This is a genomic window from Zarconia sp., from assembly GCF_057467645.1.
Genome location: NZ_JBRJXU010000108.1, coordinates 31,731 through 49,909 on the forward strand (window position 1 = coordinate 31,731; position 18,179 = coordinate 49,909).

General features: G+C 51.0%; 11 protein-coding genes. 8 read left to right on the plus strand and 3 right to left on the minus strand.

All coding sequences use genetic code 11. From position 1 onward, the window contains the following. Positions 1-43 precede the first annotated feature (43 nt). Both AC2215_RS16595 and AC2215_RS16600 read left to right on the plus strand, forming a co-directional pair. Positions 44-3,064 (plus strand): GAF domain-containing protein, encoded by a 3,021-nt coding sequence (locus AC2215_RS16595; RefSeq protein ID WP_486811108.1) that lies wholly within the window; start codon positions 44-46, stop codon positions 3,062-3,064. A gap of 100 nt (positions 3,065-3,164) precedes the next feature. Continuing rightward, positions 3,165-3,770, plus strand: coding sequence for an inorganic pyrophosphatase (locus tag AC2215_RS16600; protein WP_486811109.1), 606 nt, complete (start codon positions 3,165-3,167; stop codon positions 3,768-3,770). A gap of 501 nt (positions 3,771-4,271) precedes the next feature. Here the strand turns inward: AC2215_RS16600 and AC2215_RS16605 are convergent. Both AC2215_RS16605 and AC2215_RS16610 read right to left on the minus strand, forming a co-directional pair. Further along, positions 4,272-5,453 carry a DUF4336 domain-containing protein gene (locus AC2215_RS16605; RefSeq protein WP_486811110.1) on the minus strand — a complete coding sequence of 394 codons (1,182 nt, stop codon included), beginning with the start codon at positions 5,451-5,453 and terminating at the stop codon, positions 4,272-4,274. A 115-nt stretch (positions 5,454-5,568) separates the two neighbouring features. Then, positions 5,569-5,910 (minus strand): ankyrin repeat domain-containing protein, encoded by a 342-nt coding sequence (locus AC2215_RS16610; RefSeq protein WP_486811111.1) that lies wholly within the window; start codon positions 5,908-5,910, stop codon positions 5,569-5,571. 444 nt (positions 5,911-6,354) lie between these two features. Between AC2215_RS16610 and AC2215_RS16615 the strand changes: the two genes are divergently transcribed. The 5 genes from AC2215_RS16615 to AC2215_RS16635 all read left to right on the plus strand — a co-directional run bounded on the left by AC2215_RS16615 (position 6,355) and on the right by AC2215_RS16635 (position 11,794). Continuing rightward, positions 6,355-7,836, plus strand: a complete 1,482-nt coding sequence (locus tag AC2215_RS16615; RefSeq protein WP_486811112.1) for a SulP family inorganic anion transporter — start codon at positions 6,355-6,357, stop codon at positions 7,834-7,836. A 477-nt stretch (positions 7,837-8,313) separates the two neighbouring features. After that, positions 8,314-9,093 (plus strand): CobW C-terminal domain-containing protein, encoded by a 780-nt coding sequence (locus tag AC2215_RS16620; protein WP_486811113.1) that lies wholly within the window; start codon positions 8,314-8,316, stop codon positions 9,091-9,093. 256 nt (positions 9,094-9,349) lie between these two features. Continuing rightward, positions 9,350-9,472, plus strand: a complete 123-nt coding sequence (locus AC2215_RS16625; protein ID WP_486811114.1) for an RRXRR domain-containing protein — start codon at positions 9,350-9,352, stop codon at positions 9,470-9,472. Between the two features lie 548 nt (positions 9,473-10,020). Then, on the plus strand, positions 10,021-10,833 hold the full coding sequence (locus tag AC2215_RS16630) for a metallophosphoesterase family protein (protein ID WP_486811115.1): 813 nt from the start codon (positions 10,021-10,023) through the stop codon (positions 10,831-10,833). 250 nt (positions 10,834-11,083) lie between these two features. Further along, positions 11,084-11,794 (plus strand): metallophosphatase, encoded by a 711-nt coding sequence (locus AC2215_RS16635; protein WP_486811116.1) that lies wholly within the window; start codon positions 11,084-11,086, stop codon positions 11,792-11,794. A 1,099-nt stretch (positions 11,795-12,893) separates the two neighbouring features. Here AC2215_RS16635 and AC2215_RS16640 read toward each other — a convergent pair. Beyond that, positions 12,894-13,136 carry a hypothetical protein gene (locus tag AC2215_RS16640; RefSeq protein WP_486811117.1) on the minus strand — a complete coding sequence of 81 codons (243 nt, stop codon included), beginning with the start codon at positions 13,134-13,136 and terminating at the stop codon, positions 12,894-12,896. A gap of 14 nt (positions 13,137-13,150) precedes the next feature. On the opposite strand from AC2215_RS16640, the gene AC2215_RS16645 reads away from it, so the two are divergent. Continuing rightward, entirely contained in the window at positions 13,151-17,665 is a 4,515-nt protein-coding gene (locus tag AC2215_RS16645) for an SdrD B-like domain-containing protein (protein ID WP_486811118.1), read from the plus strand. The last annotated feature ends 514 nt before the right edge of the window (positions 17,666-18,179 follow it).

Genomic DNA, 18,179 nt, shown 5'->3' on the forward strand with positions numbered 1-18,179 from the left:
ACCAGATCTGTAATTCTCGACCTATCAGCTTGAGTCACCCACTATGACATCCGCATCTCATCAAGAACCGATTACGATTGATGTAGAGCCAGTGCGGGAGGCATCTTCACCGCCCCCTCCAAGCCCATCGAGCAGTAGTGCTTTAGCACTCTCGCAGGGTAGCTTTTCGACCTTCCTCGCCCCTCTGACAAAAGATAGCTTCCGGGAAGTCGTTACCGGGGTCGAAGATAAGCTCAAAGTGGTCAATCAAACCCTGGGAATGCTCGACAGCTTGCTCGACAGCCAGGGGTTCGATGCCATCCTCGATGAGATGCTGCGCTCGATCACCGAGAAAACTGGAGAGCTGCTCAACGCCGACCGCAGCACCATTTTTTTGCTCGATGAAGATAAAAACGAGCTGTTCACCATTGTGGCTAAAGATGAGAACGGGAACGCTCTAGAAATTCGTTTCCCAGCAACAGTCGGTATCGCTGGGGAAGTGGCCACCGATAAAAAGCCTGTTAATATTCCCTTCGACTTTTATAACGATCCGCGATCGGCGACCGCGCAACAACTCGATAAGAAAAATAATTATCGCACCTACACCATGCTCACCATGCCCCTCATCAATGAGGAGACGGGGGATTTAGTGGCAGTGGTGCAACTGATTAATAAGTTAAAACACGATGTCGATCGCAGTATACGACTCGAAGACAAGATCGATCGTCAAGGTTTTAGCTCTGAAGACGAGCAAGTGTTTCGAGAATTCGCCCCCTCGATTCGCTTAATCTTAGAGTCTTCAAAATCCTTCTACGCCGCGACCCAACGCCAGCGTGCAGCATCGGCGCTGATGACAGCGGTCAGTTCTTTGAGCAAAGCCAGCCTGGACTTGGAAGATACCCTCAAACAGGTGATGGATGAGGCAAAAGAACTGATGAACGCCGATCGCTCCACCCTGTGGCTGTTGGATGAAGAAAAAGGCGAGTTGTGGACGAAAATTCCCATCGGCGGTCAGCTCAAAGAAATCCGAATTCCTAGAACGGCGGGTTTTGCCGGAATGGTCGCCGAGTCGAAAGAACCGCTGCTGATTCCCTTCGATCTGTACGACGATCCGCGATCGGAAACGTCGAAAAACACCGACCAGAAGACCGGCTATCGCACTTGCAGTATGCTGTGTATGCCCGTGTTTAACTCTAACGGTCGGCTGATTGGGGTGACGCAGCTCATCAACAAGAAAAAGCAGGGCGACCATCCGGACTACGATCCGGCCAACTGGCCCGAAGCCCCAGAGCAGTGGAAAGCCAGTTTCAACCGCTCTGACCTCGACTTCATGGAAGCGTTTAACATCCAAGCTGGGGTTGCCCTGCAAAATGCAACCCTCTTCGCTACAGTTAAGCAGCAAGAACAGCGGCAAAAAGATATTCTTCGCAGTCTCTCGAACGGGGTCATTTCCACCGATAAGAGAGGGCATATTATTGCCGCGAACGAAAGCGCGATGGTGTTGCTGGGGTTAGATGAAAAGATCCCAGTGGAGGGGATGTCGTTGCGGGAGATGGTCCATCTCAAGGAAGGAAAATTTGCCGAGTGGTTCGATGCCGCCCTCGCGCCTAAAGAGGATAAAGACCGCCAGCAGTACTATCCCAACCAAATTTTGAAAATTTCTGAGGATGCGGAAGAACAGAGCATCAACCTGTCGATTAACTCCATGGCCGATGCGGAAGACCCCGCCAAGGTGAATGGGGCCCTGGTGGTGATGGAAGACATCAGCGATGAAATGGAAGTCAAAAACTTGATGTATAAGTACATGACTCCAGAAGTGGCAGAAGCGCTGCTCGCTACCGGAGATACCGGACTGGGGGGCAAACGCAAGCGAGTCTCGGTACTGTTCTCGGATATTCGCAGCTACACCACCCTCACCGAAAAGCTGCAAGCAGAAGAAGTGGTGGCGATGCTCAATGCCTACTTCGAGGAAATGGTAGATGCGGTGTTCAAGTACGGGGGAACTCTCGATAAGTATATCGGGGATGCGCTGATGGCGGTGTTTGGCTCGCCGGCCCCGCTCGAAGACGATGCCTGGTGCGCCATGCAAGCGGCGATCGCCATGCGACAGCGGTTGAAGAAATTTAACGAGGATCGTCAAAAAGAAGGGAAGATGGCCATCAGCATCGGTATGGGGATTCACTCCGATGAAGTGGTCAGCGGTAATATCGGTTCGAGCAAGCGCATGGAACTAACCTCGATCGGCGACGGGGTGAACTTGGCCTCCCGTTTGGAGGGAACCAGCAAACAGTACGGCGTGGATTTGGTGATTAGCGAGCAAACCTACCGCGAGTATGCCGATCGGGTTGTGGTTCGGGAACTCGATTTTATTACCGTCAAGGGGAAAACCCAACCGGTCACGATCTACGAACTGGTGGCGATTACGGAAGGGGAACTGGCACGAGAGATTTCCCCCGAAGAGCAAGAGGCGATCGATTGTTATCGTCGAGGGCGAGAATATTACTTGAAACCCGCTCGAGAAAAGCTTTCAGAAGCCGAGTTACTCGGTTTGCTCAACCAGTTATCAGGATTGTCTCCAGACCAGATGGAGCGCATCTCCTACAACGAAGAGCGAATGCTCCAAGATATGCTCGGCAAACTTCCCCTATCGGAACTAACGGAACTGCTCGGGGACAATACCTTAAAGCGCATGCTCGGGACTGACAATCTCAAAGATGTCAGCACCAGCGAGGCCCATGCTAAATTACCCGAAGAAGTCTCGAAGCTCACACCACGACTGGTGAAGAAGCTATTAGTTGCCAAACTCGGGCAATTTGCTGGCGATCCCGAATCCAAGCAAATGCTTGCCGATGAAGCTCAGGAAATGTCCGTCACAGCGATCGAGAAACTCATCGACTTGTGCAAAAAACCCTTTTTGACCAAAGCCAAACAGGCTTTTCGGGATGCCCAGAAAGAGTTCCAAGCCGTGTTGGCCATCGATAACAGCAACAAAGCGGCGAAATTGCACGTCGATCGGTGTAAGCTTTTTGCTCAACAACCGCCGAGCGAAGATTGGGATGGAGTTTGGAAGCTGACCAATAAATAGACTGCAAGGGCGATCGTTGATAGCGTTGGGTGGGTGCGGTTTGGGTGCAAACACCGATGACCTAGATCGCCAAGATCTCAAAATCAACAGCATACGATTTATGAAGAATTTAAACTGGCAATCGGAAGAGTTAGAGTGGATCGAACGAGTTCGACAACTGTTAATCGAATTGGCACGAGCGAGCTTAGCCGATATCCCCAGACTGCCTGACAATTTGTCCCAAAAGGCACTTCCCTTGGTTGAAGGGGGACAGGATATTTTAGATGCGGCTAGTCGCCAGGGACTCTCGGAAGAGGCGAGATCGCAATACCCCGAGTTGCAGTGGGTTGAGGAAGTTCGGCATTTTTTCCTCGATTTGGTGAAAGTCTCCCTCTCAGAACACCCCCGACTCCCGGAACACCTGTCCCAAGACGCTCTTGCCCTGGCTGAGAAAGCTCAAGACATTCAAGAGGAAGCCGAAACCACAGATTCTTTTGAGCTGTCGCCGTCTTCTGAGGGCACAAACCTCCAAACTACGACGACATCCCCAACTCCGACGGCAGAACCTGCCCATCTCGATAGCTCTCCAAGCGTTTTGCTCGGGGCACTCCAAAAGAGCATCAAGATTCAATGGGCCAACAGTTCCCGTACCGACGCTCCGGAATGGGCGCAGATCGTTAATCTGCTCGATTTAGCCCAAAGTCTTTACCAACGAGTGAAGGATTGATACTCCCCTAGTTAGATCGAATTCGGTTGAATAACTATAATTCCGGTGGATGCGATCGGCGGTCGGACCCCTTGTTCTCGCTGTATTCAGTTAGCGTGCATTATTCATGAGAACCTTCTCCAAACAGCCGGAAGCCTTCAGTATCAGTCGATTAGCGAGTTTGGTTCCAATTACAGTTTATAATCGATCGACAATTCCCAAATTCGACTACTGTTCAGGGTTTCAGGCATTTACGATCGGCGTTGTGAATAATCCAGGCCAGACATCCTAGAAGCCAACCCACCAGAGTGAATCTCCTTGTTAGCGATCGAAGTACTCCATCCCCCGTTCCCCATTCCCCACCCCAACCGGATATTTCCGATCCAAAACTGACGTGAGACTATGGTTAATTACCCGAATCCGATCGTACTGGTATTGGTGAGCAGTGTTGAGCAAGGGGAGCACTGGGGAGAAAGATGCTGGTGAGAGCATTTTGACGGTCCGCACGACTGATGAATACAGCTAGACCTTCTCCTTTGCTGGGGGAACGATACCGCTTTTATTCAAACCGGCATCGAGGTCTCCCAATAGCTGCAAATCTTCTGAGGGCAAGGGATGGGTGTTGGAACTTTTTTCCAGAAACGAGAAGGCTTGACGAAACTGGTGGGGGTTGGCTGCGATCGGGGCGCTGAAATGGCAGGGGACGATCTGCTCGAAATCCCAGCGGGCAACTCGATCGGCCCAATTGAGGGTTTCTTTCGGGGCGCGGTTGAGGATGAGGGTTTGGAGAACGGGGGCCACGAGCAACCGACCCCCACCGCGCAAGATCTCGAACGATCGCTGCCAGTTGGGTTGCCACTGGAAGGGAAATAAGCCGAAATAGCCTTTTCTAGAGCGATCGGCAGCTTTGAAAGCCTTGCGAAACACGTCACCCCATTTGGGAACTTCTAACACCCCCGGTCGGAAATACAGGGCAAACAAACAGATGCGCTGCCATCCCAGACGGCGATTGGCTGGGGTGTCTTCAACGCGATCGGCAGCAGTATTTTTAGCGTGGAAAAGAAGGGGGTAGGGATCGAGAGCAACGATCGCCGGAGGATCTTCGGGAACGGAAACCACCGAATCCGTGACCAGCAGCGTGCGCGATCGCTTATGGAAAAACGCCACTTCCTGAAACCGACCCGGACCTAACTCAATGGTTTGGAGAATCGTGTAGTCGAACTCGTCGGCAAAGGGGGTTTGGCTGCTATCTTCTGGGAGAATGCGAGTGCGTTTGCCCGGAAATCCCAGCCAACTTAGGGGAAGGTTGAAAGGAAAACTCCATTGGCTGGGGGCGACGTAAACCGTGGCAGCGGGGAAGCAACGGGCGAAGGGACCGACAAAAACTTTGTGTTCTAACCCCGAGGTGGTGGGGAGGATGATGTACTTCACCTCTCCGTGTTCGGCAACTAACTCTCCCATCAGGCGACGGCATTCGCGGGTGGGTGCAACGGGTGCGTAGACCAGCAATCCCCCACCCACAAGCTTGACGACGGTCATGCGAATGGGAACGACGACGTAGAAAATGCCTTGAATTTGGTCGAAAGTCCAGAGGGTATCTCGGATGACTTCCTTGCGAAGGGTACGTCGCTGACCGTAGGGATAGAGGGGAAACACCGGCCAGAACGGCCAAGAAAAATCCCTCGTATCGAATTGACTTTGCATTTCTGGCGTGTTGTCGTGGTTGAAATATCCCAAGATGCCGATCGATCGCCCGATCTATGGGTTGTGTCGGCACTCCATTGTCTCACGATCGCGATCGTCGCTCGGTCAGTTGCCGTCAAATTGTCTTGGGTGGGGCGATCGCGCTTTTGAGAATGCGAACGACTTCTTGATGTCCTGCTGAATGTTTCATTTCGCGGGCAGATTCGATCGCTACATCCAAAGCGGTTTGAGCGTGACGATTCATTAAGTTGAGATCCGCTCCCCGATCGAGAAGAAGCTCAACTAATTCTCGATCGCCTATCCATGCTGCTTCCATTAAAGGGGTATCGCCAACAATATCCCGATGGTTGACGTCTGCACCACTCTCGAGAAGTTTAGCGACTAAAACACAATCTCCACGATTGACTCGATCGTGTAATTCGAGATTCAAACGATTTCGGTGAGAAAAATCTGGCATAAAAATGGCTGCCTTGAATGTAGAATCGACCTCGATTTTAAACTTATGGAACGATCGCATCTTGAACTTAGACAAAAATCCATCGACGATTACAAGTCTAATCATTCAATGGAAATGCATCGTAATTATTTACATTATTAATATTACTTATGTGACTGTAATTTATTTTTATTTAAAAACATTAATGATGACTATAGATTTTATACTATACTGATTCAGCGCAGGTCAGTTATTCGCGTGCGACCGGCTCGGCAAACCGTTGTCAACATATCGGGAAAGTCTCGCTCGATTCACTCCAATCGGGGTTTTAGGGCACAAGGACGATCGCCGGCGAACTCACCTCGAACGAGGGAATTCATCCATCTCAAAGTCGATCGACTGCGCGAGGAAGATCGCCATCCATCAGTTTGGTTTTAGGGAAAATCATCAATTAATCGAGAGAGTATGAAGGGGATTTTGTCTCAAAAAGCTTGGTTTTCCAATCTTAAAAACGATTTACTCGCTGGTGCGGTGGTTGCACTCGCACTCATTCCCGAAGCGATCGCCTTTTCCATCATTGCCGGTGTCGATCCCAAAGTGGGATTGTACGCCTCCTTTTGCATTGCCATCATCACCGCCTTTTTAGGGGGTCGTCCCGGCATGATTTCTGCTGCCACCGGGGCTATGGCACTGCTGCTGACTCCTCTGGTTCGCGAACATGGCTTAAATTACCTCTTTGCCACCACCATCCTCACAGGAATATTGCAAATTATCTGGGGTTGGGTGAAACTCGGCAACCAGATGCGCTTCGTTCCCCGTGCGGTGATGCTCGGCTTCGTCAACGCCTTGGCAATTTTGATTTTCAACGCACAACTCCCCCAACTCGAAAACGTGCCGGGGTTAGTCTACGTGATGGTGGCTGCTGGATTGGGAATTATTTACGGCCTGCCGCGTATTACCAAAGCCGTTCCCTCTCCCCTGATCGCCATTGTCGTCCTGACGGCGATTTCGATGTCGGCAGGGTGGGAGATACCCACCGTCGGCGATATGGGAACTCTCCCGACGACCCTCCCGAGTTTGAGCGTTCCCCTGGTTCCCCTCAACTTTGAGACCATCGAAATTATTTTGCCCTATGCTTTGGCACTGTCGCTGGTGGGGTTACTCGAATCCTTCCTGACAGCCAACGTCATCGATGACCTCACCGATACCTCCAGCAATAAGAACCAGGAAGCGATGGGACAAGGCATTGCCAATATCGCCACCGGATTTTTTGGCGGCATGGCCGGATGCGCGATGATCGGTCAATCGGTGATTAATATTCGATCGGGAGGACGCACGCGACTTTCGACGCTCAGTGCCGGTATCTTCCTGTTGCTGTGCATTCTCCTCTTGGGAGACTGGGTGGCGCAGATTCCCATGGCGGCGTTGGTGGCAGTGATGATTATGGTCTCCATTAGCACCTTTAGCTGGGGTTCGATTCGCAACATCCGCTATATTCCCAAAAGCGAAACGGCGGTCATGCTAACAACGGTAGCAATTACGTTGCTCACCCACAATTTGGCGATTGGGGTCGTTGTTGGGGTAGCGTTGAGTGCCATTTTCTTCAGCCGGAAAATTGCCCAGTTGGTCTTCGTGGAATCGCAGCTCAAAGATGCCGGAACCGAACGAGTGTATCGCGTCAACGGTCAAATCTTTTTCGTGTCTGTAGAAACGTTTCTCAATGCCTTCGATTTTCGAGAAAAGCTCGAAAAAGTCACAATCGATTTAACTCACGCTCATCTATGGGACCATTCGGCCGTGGATGCCGTGGATAAGATGGTGTTGCGTTTCCGGAAGCGGGGGGTACAAGTGCAGTTAATCGGTTTGAACGAGGCGAGTGCAACATTGCTCGATCGTTTGGCAATTCACGATAAGCCGGATGCGATGGACAAGATGTCCGAACATTAAAGGTTGTTTCCGGATGATGATGGGTTACGATTGATGGTTCTCGAACCGCGACCGCTCTCGAACAGTTGGCTCGCCTCACTTGTCTTGAGACGTTACGATTGAGCGGAGCTAAAAATACGGGTTGGGTTGGATTTACCCCTCAGATATACTGTCTGACGTTGAATCGGTCGCTTGGTGCCATCAATCTTCATCCGTTTGACCCCTGGAAAATACTTATAGCGCGAAGCGCTGGTTTATTTACACTCTTGAAAAAATCGGTTTTTCCCATTCCCCATTCCCCGTTCCCCGTTCCCCGTTCCCCATGACTGAAAATCTGTAATGATACCAGCGCGAACTGCTATATATTATTATCTGAGAATAGTTATCATTCTTGGTCGATGACAATCGGTTCTATCCTTCAGTCCCACCCCAGCCAAACTAGCGCTGAAAACGAACTCGATCGCTCATTGCCCTTCTTTTCACTAGGATACGTACCTGATGAGTGCTCCTACCGTAATTGCTGTCGCCGGTCCCTCTGGCAGTGGTAAAACAACTTGGATCGTCCAAGCGCTTAAAGAACGCAAGGATGCTTCGATCTACATCTGTCCGGGTCTAGATAGAGTTTCTGTGGATCTAGCCCGCGTTGGCTATTGCTGCCCTTGGGTGCAGGTACTCCCAGAAAGCCAAATCCCCTCATTGCAGATGTTACCGGAAGAGGCAGTGGTTTTCCTAGAGATTGGTTACTACCTCGATTTGAACATCCCGTCTCTTTCTAGTGTGCCCTGCCACCGAGTGGTGGTGCTTCCCCCCGACCTGCAACAGTCTGAATGGCACGAGTGGGCGAACGAGCTAATTCCTGGAAATGCGATCCCAGCCCCGAATCCAAGCAATCTACCCCAATTTTGGTGTAGTGCTCTAACCGGGCAGGTATTTGACCCACCCAGTTTGGATGACGTGGTGCTCGAAATCACCGAGGGAGCCTACGGAAACGTACAGCGGTTAAAGGGAATTTTCGAGCTACCCGACGGGCGGGCATTTTATGTAGACTTCGTGCAGGGACTTGAGGGGATTGAATATCGAGAATTGCCGATTCCCCGCTGGCTAGAGGGTCGACCCGATCGCCCTAGCGGCATTGAAATTTCGGGTTGGCAACTCGATCGAACGGCGATCTCCCAAGCCCTGTTAGATAGCTGCTTGTCAGCAGCGGCAATCGATAGTTATCAACAACAGTACAAAACCTTGGACCTTGAGACGGAGGTGGCAACATCGTCAAGGTAACTCCGCCCTAAAAGGGACGGAGCTTGGGCAGGCAACCAACTGCCGGAACTTGACTACACCGAGCGAGCCTAATCCTGGCACGTACTTCCGGATATTTCGCCAGTCCGGACTATCTACAACCCCGTGTTGTCGGGGGTGGGGTAATGCCCAGACATCTTGGATTAGGTGGTGGAGGCGACGACGCTTCTTGAAAAATTGCTCCCCAAGTAGAGCAATTTTTCGCAAGTTCAAACACTCAATTGCGAGGTTTATCACCATGCAGCGAGTACCAGTTTTATCGCCAGAAGGTATTCCCTTGATGCCGACCAAACCATCCCGCGCCCGTCGTTGGCTGCGAGATGGACGGGGCAAGATTCTCGCTATGGCATTCAGCCAATAGAGCATGGACGGTCTTTAATAAGGAAGCCAAGCAAAATCGGCACACTGTAACCGAGTTAATCAAAAAGGCATTTCCCGCCGTTCCATACTCAGAGAACAAACACGTCAACGTCAAAGGTGATAAATCCCCGTTTGACGGAGACCTCACCTATTGGAGTAAGCGAAATAGCAGACTCTATGACAATATGACAGCCAAGACCTTACGCAAACAAAACCATACTTGTGGACACTGTGGCTACCTCTTCCTTGGGGAAGAACGGGTTCACCTCCATCACATTGACGGTAACCACTCAAACTCGAAACCAAATAACCTGATGGTGATTCACGAATCCTGCCACGATTACATCCACATGAGCAACCAAGATTGTCGGGAGCCGGGTGCGATGAAAGTCGCACGCCCGGATCTAACCGAGAGGGGCGGGGCGTTATAGCCTCCCTCGACTCAACCCGGACAATTCTCAGCCCGTAAAGTCCGCATTCTTCAACGTGCAAACGGGCTACTTGTAAAGCCGTCCTTCTAGGACGGGGTTTCAGACCCAAGGAGTTTTGATGAAAATCGCTGTAATCTCTTGCATTCATGGCAATTTAGCCGCCTTAGATGCTGTCTTGTCTGACATCGATCGCCAAGGGGCAGAGCAGATCTATTGCTTGGGGGATTTAGTCGGCTATGGCCCTTACCCCAACGAAGTTGTAGAGCGGATTCGTTCTCTGGATATTCCGACCTGTCAGGGCTGTTGGGATGAAGATATCGTCGAGGGGCTAAACGCCTGCGAATGCAGCTATCCTTCCCAACTGGCGGAAAAACGGGGCAAGTTAGCTCATGAATGGACGAACCAAGCGATTCATCCTGAAGTACGGGATTACCTCGCACAACTGCCGATGACCCTGCGCCACGGGAACCTTTGCTTCGTGCATGGCAGTCCGAACAGCCAACACGAGTACCTATTGCCCAGTATGGATGGCTTTGCCGCGTTGGAACGGGTGCTATCCACCGAGGCCGATGTGTTGTTTTGCGGGCATACTCACGTGCCCTACGTGCGGAATCTGGAAAATGTTGCTCTGAGTGTGACCGTGCAGCAACCCGGACAAGCCGACACCCAACAGCAGTTCACCACGCCCCTTAAGCGTATTGTCAATGCGGGTTCTGTCGGAGAACCCCGCCACGGGCGACCCAACGCCACTTATGTCCTCTACGATCTCGACACCACTCAGACGATCCTGCGGGAAGTCCCGTACGACTACCAAAAAACCTGTGCGGCGATCGTCGATCGCGGATTACCATCTATCTTTGCGTGGCGCTTGGCGCGGGGGATGGAATTTGCCGAACGCGCCGATGACCCCAGCCATGTTTGTCAACGTTAGTTATCGCAGTTCGCGCCCTTTTCATTCCACATTTTCAGTCATGGGGAACGGGGAATGGGGAACGGGGAATGGGGAACGGGGAATAGAGAATAGAAACAACTTATTTCTTCAATCGTGTAAATAAACTGATGACGAAGCGCTATGGAAGTAATAGTATGCCGATTTACGTCTAATGTGACGGCTCGTGATGGAGAAGTCCGGATTCTGCGGGCGCAAACAGCACAAACATAAGAAACGGAGAACGATCGAAATGGAACACTGGGCGATTTTAAGTGGCATTGAAGGGAATTTAGCCGCCTATGAAGCCGTCCTAGCGGATCTTCGACAGCAACGTCATGCCGTTAGCGATCTCTACATTCTGGGGGATTCGATCGGGCTGCACGGCCAGAACCAAGCTGTACTTCAACGGCTGCGATCCCCCCATACTGGAGAACTAGAACCCCAAATCTGCATCGGCTGGTGGGAGGAACAATGCTTCAGCTTGCATGGACTGAGTGGTTTGACTGATGCCCCAGAACTGATGGCACAGTTTGGTGACGACGGGGTGCAACGCCTCTGGGAATCTGTCTCGCGGGAGGACGTGCAGTGGCTGCGATCGCTCCACTTTGGCTTTCACGAACTCGATTGCCTGCTCATCCACGGTAGCACCGTTAGCTATGCCGATGAACTAACACCCAGTACACCGCCCATTACCTTTTGCGATCGGTTGATTCGCGCTGATGCGAATACCCTATTTTGTGGGCGATCGGGCCTCACCTTTGAATGCCTGGTGACACCCCACGAGCTACTATCTACTGTCACAACTCTCGATGGTACCCAAGAGCCGCAAGCACAGGGTAAAACCCCCCGCCGCGTGGTGGGGGTTGGTGCGGTGGGGCGCAAACCCGGAGAGAGCACTTACACGCTGTATAACCCTGGAACCGACAAGATTACCTTCAAAACCGTCACCTATCCAACGTAATCGAGCGAACGCGAGCAAATTGAATCATCAACAATTTTTTCGCTTCCCCATTGCCCAAATTGCGATCTTCTTCTCACTGGCGGTCTCCAGTTCGGTTAAATGCTGACAATTCCGGTTCAAGTGAGTATCGGGGACCGGAGGGAGCTTCGGGAGCGTGGGGGGCTTCGGGAGCGGTCGGACCCCGCGTCGGACGGGGCGTATAAACTCCTGGGGACACCCCAGGAGACAGCCCCTTCGCAAGAGGTCGGACCCCGCGTCGGCGCGCCTACGCAAGGGAACGCCGACCTAGCAAGGGAACGCCGACCGGGAGAATGAGAGAAAAATTTTAGCAATCGCGCCTAATTGTAACGAATTATCCGAACTTGATATTAAGCGGCAAGAGGTCGGACCCCGAGTTCGCGCGCGCATACGCAAGGGAACGCCGAGCGGGAGAATGGGAGAAGAGATTCAGCAATTACGCTTAATTGTAACTAGTGCCGCAAGGCAGAAATAAGTACCCAGTTTTCAACCGCTGAAAGCTATACAGAGTCGGAATTTTTCATTGTGCATTTTGCATTTTTAATTCTGCGTAGCAGCACGAGCGATTTGTTAACTTTAATTATGTGCGTTTGCAATTTTTAAAACTATTGCATATTAAGCAATTTAAGACAACAAAACTCACAACTTCAAGCTTGATAAACCACTAGCCTGGATTATTAACCAGGAGATGCGATCGCGCTTAAGAAAAAGAGCCTAAAATGGTGTCTCTAATTTCTTCGCATAAGGGGTTTTTAGGCATCGCACTGAGTATTTTTTCTCATCCAAATCCTGTCATGAGTCATTCCGATCGCGATCGCACCTTCGCAACCCGCTCGTGAATAAACCAGGCTAGGCTGTGTTAAAATTTAGCGTTAAACCCCTTGTTATGAATGAGTTTCATCTGTACGAGGGAAACGCTTCGTCAACACTGCGGGTAAAAACTTCCAGTCTGAAATATCAATAAAACCTAGAGATTTAAACAAAATTCTGCATATTTTTGATAAAGTCTGCTTATAACTCACCAGACACGCTAAATACAAATTGGCAGAAATACCTTGACAGGGAAAATGCATCACTAAATTTATTTCCCAATCTCAAATTGAGGCTCTTGCACGCTCTGACCGTGCGTCACTAAAATATCTGCCGCCAAGCCCGATCGCATTCGATCGCATTCGATCGCATTTGAGATTCCATGCTGTAAAAACGTGTTAACCCAATTGGAGAGATCGCGCTCCTGAAGACTTTCCGTTCGATAAATCTCTCCAAACACATCGATAACGACCTTCTGCCGAATTGCATGAAGTGTTGTCCAAGTGCAAATCACTAGGGATAGCCATAATGATGAATCGCAATTCATCCATTTCCGGAGAGTTTGCAGAATTTGCAGACCCTAAAAATCAATTGCCCGAGGGCAGTTCTTCCGACTCAGAAAACACGCAAAATCAAGAACCCGAAGCCGTTGCTAATCAAGTTATCGTTAAATTCAATCCCGGCATTCGATCTGCCGACATTAGTACCCTGCAAGCGAGTTTAGGGGCTTCCGTTCTCGAAACCACCAATACTTCCGGGGTGCAACTGTGGTCGATTCGGGGAGATGCAGATGCTGCGATCGCCGCCCACCGCAACAACCCGGCGATCGAATACATCGAACCCAACTACATCGTCCAAACCACAGCCATCCCCGACGATCCCGATTTCGACCAACATTGGGGTCTCAACAACACCGGACAAACTGGCGGCACCCCCGATGCTGACATCGACGCAGCAGAAGCCTGGGACATCACCACCGGCAGCAGCGATGTCGTGGTGGGTGTCATCGATACTGGCGTCGACTACACTCACCCGGATTTAGTCGATAACATCTGGACCAATCCCGGCGAAATAGCTGGAGACGGCATCGATAACGACGGCAACGGCTACGTCGATGATGTCCACGGCTACGACTTTATCAACAACGACGGCGACCCTTTCGACGATAACGGTCACGGAACCCACGTATCCGGAACCATTGCCGCCCGAGGAAACAACGGCACTGGGGCAACGGGGGTCAATTGGTCTGCCCAAATTATGGGGCTGAAGTTTCTCGATGCTGGCGGTTCGGGTACGACTTTCGCGGCCATCCAGGCGATCGAATACGCCACGATGATGAAAACCCAGTATGGGGTCAACATCAACCTCACCAATAACAGTTGGGGGGGTGGAGGCTTTTCCCAGGCATTGTCCGATGCGATCGAAGCGGCTGGCGATGCCGACCAGTTATTCATTGCCGCAGCTGGGAACGGAGGTTTCGATGGTATTGGCGATGACAACGATCTAACTCCACACTACCCTTCTAATTACGACCTGGATAACATCATTTCTGTAGCTGCAACAGACGATAACGACAACAAGTCTGGATTTTCCAATTTCGGCGAAACCTCAACAGATTTGGGTGCACCGGGTTCTAATATTTGGAGTACTCTGCCCAACGGGAACTACGGCTTTTTAAGCGGGACTTCGATGGCAACGCCCCACGTGGCCGGAGTAGCAGCCCTCCTGTGGTCTCAAGATGCGGATTTCACAGCCTTGGAGGTGAAAGAGCAAATTCTCTCCAGCGTCGATCCGATCGCTGCACTCGATGGCATTACTGTGACGGGAGGGCGGTTGAACGCCTTGCAAGCCCTAGTCTCCCCCGTCGCCGGCAGCATCGAAGGCAGCAAGTGGCACGATCTCGATGGCGATGGCGTTCTCGATGGCAACGAACCAACCCTCTCGGGGTGGACGATCTACATCGACGACAACAACAACGGCGAACTCGACTCCGGCGAACGTTCCACCGTCACCGATGCCGATGGCAACTATCGCTTCAGTTTCGTGACCCCCGGCACCTATACGGTCGGCGAAGTGTTGCAATCGGGATGGACGCAGACTTACCCCAATGCACCCGGAACTCATAGCGTTGAAGTGGGAGAAAGCGAAGATGTAACCGATATCGACTTCGGTAACCTTCTCACCAACCCGGCGGAAATTACCGGGGTGAAGTGGAACGATTTGGACAAAGACGGGGTTCGGGATGCGGCAGAACCGGGGTTGGAAGGCTGGACGATCTACATCGATGCCAACAACAACGGCGAATTCGATCCGGGGGAACTTTCCACTGTCACCGATACCAACGGGGAATATACCTTCGACAATCTCCCTGCCGGTTCCTATATCGTCGCGGAGGTACAACAACCGGGTTGGGGACAAACCTCTCCATTCCTGGGTTCGATCGAACTCTTCAATGCCGATTTCAGCGATAGCAACGGCAACCCCAGCCTGGATGGATTTACTATCGATAACACTGGTGCAACGGTTCCGGGACTGTGGCATTTATCCACCGGACGCGGCAACCAACCGGGTCACTCCGCTGAGGATAGCGTCTATTTCGGTACCGGAGAAGGTCCCAACGATCGCGGCAACTACGATGTCGGAGATACTGCCGGTCGGATTACTTCGCCAACGATCGATTTAACAGGAGTTACCAATCCCGAACTCTCGTTTAATTACGTTCTCGCCAGTGAAGGGGGGAATCCTTGGGATAGTGCCCGAGTTCTAATTTCCGAGAATGGCGGTGCCTTTGAGGCGATCGCGTCGAATGCCGACTTACTCGACGATCCGACGACGGGTTGGACGAATGCCACCCTGAATTTGAGCGATTATGCTGGGAGTTCGATCGAGATTCAATTCGACTTCGACACGATCGATAGTCTCGCCAACACTTTTGAAGGGTGGTATGTCGATGACGTGGTCGTTTCGGAAGTGGGTGAAGGAACTCATATCCTGGAACTGGCACCGGATGAAGTGGCAACCGACATTAACTTTGGCAATGCCGAACTCGACCCCGGCGCAATTCAAGGTATCAAGTGGAACGATATCGACGGCAATGGGATTCAAGATGCCGACGAACTGGGATTGGAAGGCTGGACGATTTTCCTCGATGATAACGAGAACGGCGAACTCGATACCGGGGAACAGTTTACCGTCACCGATGTCAACGGAGAATATTCTTTCGCGAACCTGACGCCGGGAACCTATACCGTTGCCGAAGTCCAACAAGATGGTTGGCAGCAGACCTATCCCAGTCTTCGTGGCAGCGTACTCGATGAGTCCAACGACACGATTTTGACAGCAATTGCCAGCGGACTCACCTCCAGCATTCCTGCAAGCTTCAGCGATGCAGGTTCCATCGGTGACAACTCGAACGTGAGTCCTTCGGCTGACGTAGACTTAATCGAGTTGCAACTCAACGCCGGCGATATCGTCACCATCGACATTGATGCAGCCGAGTTTGGGTCTTCCCTGGATTCGGTCTTGCGATTGTTCGATTCTAGCGGCAGTCAAGTTGCTATGAGCGATGATTTCCCAGCACCAGGCGAATCTTTCAGTCTCGACTCCTATCTCGAATTCACTGCCGCGGTTTCCGATACCTACTACGTGGGGATTAGCAGCTACAACAATTTCAGCTACGACCCGTTTGAAGAAGGCAGCAGTAGCGGTCTCAGTGATGGTGACTACCAAATTGAGATTGCCCTCAATGGTGGAGGGAGCGATTCTTCGGGATTTGGAACTCACACCGTCACTGTCAATCCGGGGGAAATCGTCACCGACATCGACTTCGGCAACCAAAGCCTGCTGGGTGAAATCGCCGGTAGCAAGTGGCACGATCTCGATGGCGACGGCATTCGCGATGACGGAGAACCGGGACTGGCTAACTGGACGATTTACATCGACGATAACGACAACGGCGAACTCGATGCCGACGAAACCTTTACCACCACGGACGAGTTGGGGAACTACTCCTTCTCTGTAGATGCTGGAACCTATACCATCGCCGAAGTCATCGAACCGGGATGGGAACAAACTCACCCGAGTACCGGCAGCCACGAGGTTTCGCTTGACCCCAGCGAAACCGTCAACGGCATCGATTTCGGCAATATCACCCTGCCTGGGGAACTCTCCGGCAGCAAGTGGAACGACATCGACGGTGACGGCGTTCGCGATGTGGGCGAATCGGGGTTGGAAGGATGGACGATTTACCTCGACGACAACGGCAACGGCGTGTTGGATGGTGAGGAAGTGTCTACCGTCACCGATGCCGATGGCAACTACAGTTTCACCGATCTCGATGCGGGAAGCTATGTCGTTGCGGAAGTCTTGCAACCGGGTTGGGAACAAACTCACCCAAGCGACGGGTTTTATACGGTGAATCTCGATCCTGGAGATGCGATCGCCGATTTGGATTTTGGCAACCGTTTCGTCGCCAATCTTATCGAGGGTACCCCCAATGCTGAAAGTATCGACGGAACTGCTGGGTTCGATCTGATTCGCGGTTTCGCAGGGAACGATCGCCTGCGGGGTTTGGAAAATCGGGATTTCCTCTTCGGAGATGAAGGTCGAGATACCTTACAAGGCGGTGTTGGAGACGATACCCTGATTGGCGGTACGGGAGACGATATTGTCAACGGTAGTAGCGGAATGGATGTCCTCGTTGGAGTCGATCCCGAAAGTGCCCAACCCGGACTTGGAGAGGTCGATCGATTCCGAGGTGGCAGCGGTGCGGATATTTTCGTCCTCGGCGATGCATCAACCGTCTATTACGATAATGGCAACGATGCAACGAGTGGGGGCGATCGGGCGACTATCTTTAATTTCGCCGTAGGTGAGGATACGATTCAACTCCACGGAACTAGGGATGATTACGAGTTGCAATCGGCTTCTAACGGCACCAACATCTTCCTGAAAACGGATAACGTATCCGAACGGATTGGTTTGGTGCGCAATATCGATGTCTCCGAACTAGATCTCGAAAGTAGTTCTTTTGTGTTTGTCTAGATAAGTTTACCCAAATTTTCGATCTAGACTCTCTAATCTCGAGGGCGAGTATTTCGGTGATTTTATCGAAACCCTCGCCTTCTACTTCTTCTTTCCTCTGTAATAACTTGCGCTTCCATCCTTCGATCGCGCCGTTCAAAACATAAAAAATAGACTCGATTTCGTCAATTTAACAATTTTAACCAATTTATTAAATGATTCAAGGAATTATATATTATTTTGGGAATTTGTAAAGCGATTGTCCGATCGCTTTTGTTCCGTATTTCCTTGCAAAGAATTAAAATCGCTCTTTTTTAGATAGCCAAAAAAGCCGTTCAAAAAAAAATAACTCCGCACAATAGCCCATTTATTTTAAAAAATAAAAATCCTAAAAATTAAGCAAAAACTAAAATTTTCAGGATTATATGCTTAAAATTGTAATTTTTAACAAAAAATTTAAAGTGGCTTTTTAATCCGGATTAAACGTCAAATCAAAAAATATTGGTTAAATTATTTGTATAGTTTTGGTAAAGTC

What these genes read in the sequence shown, in the direction of transcription:
- AC2215_RS16595 (WP_486811108.1), top strand. Translation starts at nt 44, where the DNA reads ATGACATCCGCATCTCATCAAGAACCGATTACGATTGATGTAGAGCCA.
- AC2215_RS16600 (WP_486811109.1), top strand. Translation starts at nt 3,165, where the DNA reads ATGAAGAATTTAAACTGGCAATCGGAAGAGTTAGAGTGGATCGAACGA.
- AC2215_RS16605 (WP_486811110.1), bottom strand. Translation starts at nt 5,453, where the DNA reads ATGCAAAGTCAATTCGATACGAGGGATTTTTCTTGGCCGTTCTGGCCG.
- AC2215_RS16610 (WP_486811111.1), bottom strand. Translation starts at nt 5,910, where the DNA reads ATGCCAGATTTTTCTCACCGAAATCGTTTGAATCTCGAATTACACGAT.
- AC2215_RS16615 (WP_486811112.1), top strand. Translation starts at nt 6,355, where the DNA reads ATGAAGGGGATTTTGTCTCAAAAAGCTTGGTTTTCCAATCTTAAAAAC.
- AC2215_RS16620 (WP_486811113.1), top strand. Translation starts at nt 8,314, where the DNA reads ATGAGTGCTCCTACCGTAATTGCTGTCGCCGGTCCCTCTGGCAGTGGT.
- AC2215_RS16625 (WP_486811114.1), top strand. Translation starts at nt 9,350, where the DNA reads ATGCAGCGAGTACCAGTTTTATCGCCAGAAGGTATTCCCTTGATGCCG.
- AC2215_RS16630 (WP_486811115.1), top strand. Translation starts at nt 10,021, where the DNA reads ATGAAAATCGCTGTAATCTCTTGCATTCATGGCAATTTAGCCGCCTTA.
- AC2215_RS16635 (WP_486811116.1), top strand. Translation starts at nt 11,084, where the DNA reads ATGGAACACTGGGCGATTTTAAGTGGCATTGAAGGGAATTTAGCCGCC.
- AC2215_RS16645 (WP_486811118.1), top strand. Translation starts at nt 13,151, where the DNA reads ATGATGAATCGCAATTCATCCATTTCCGGAGAGTTTGCAGAATTTGCA.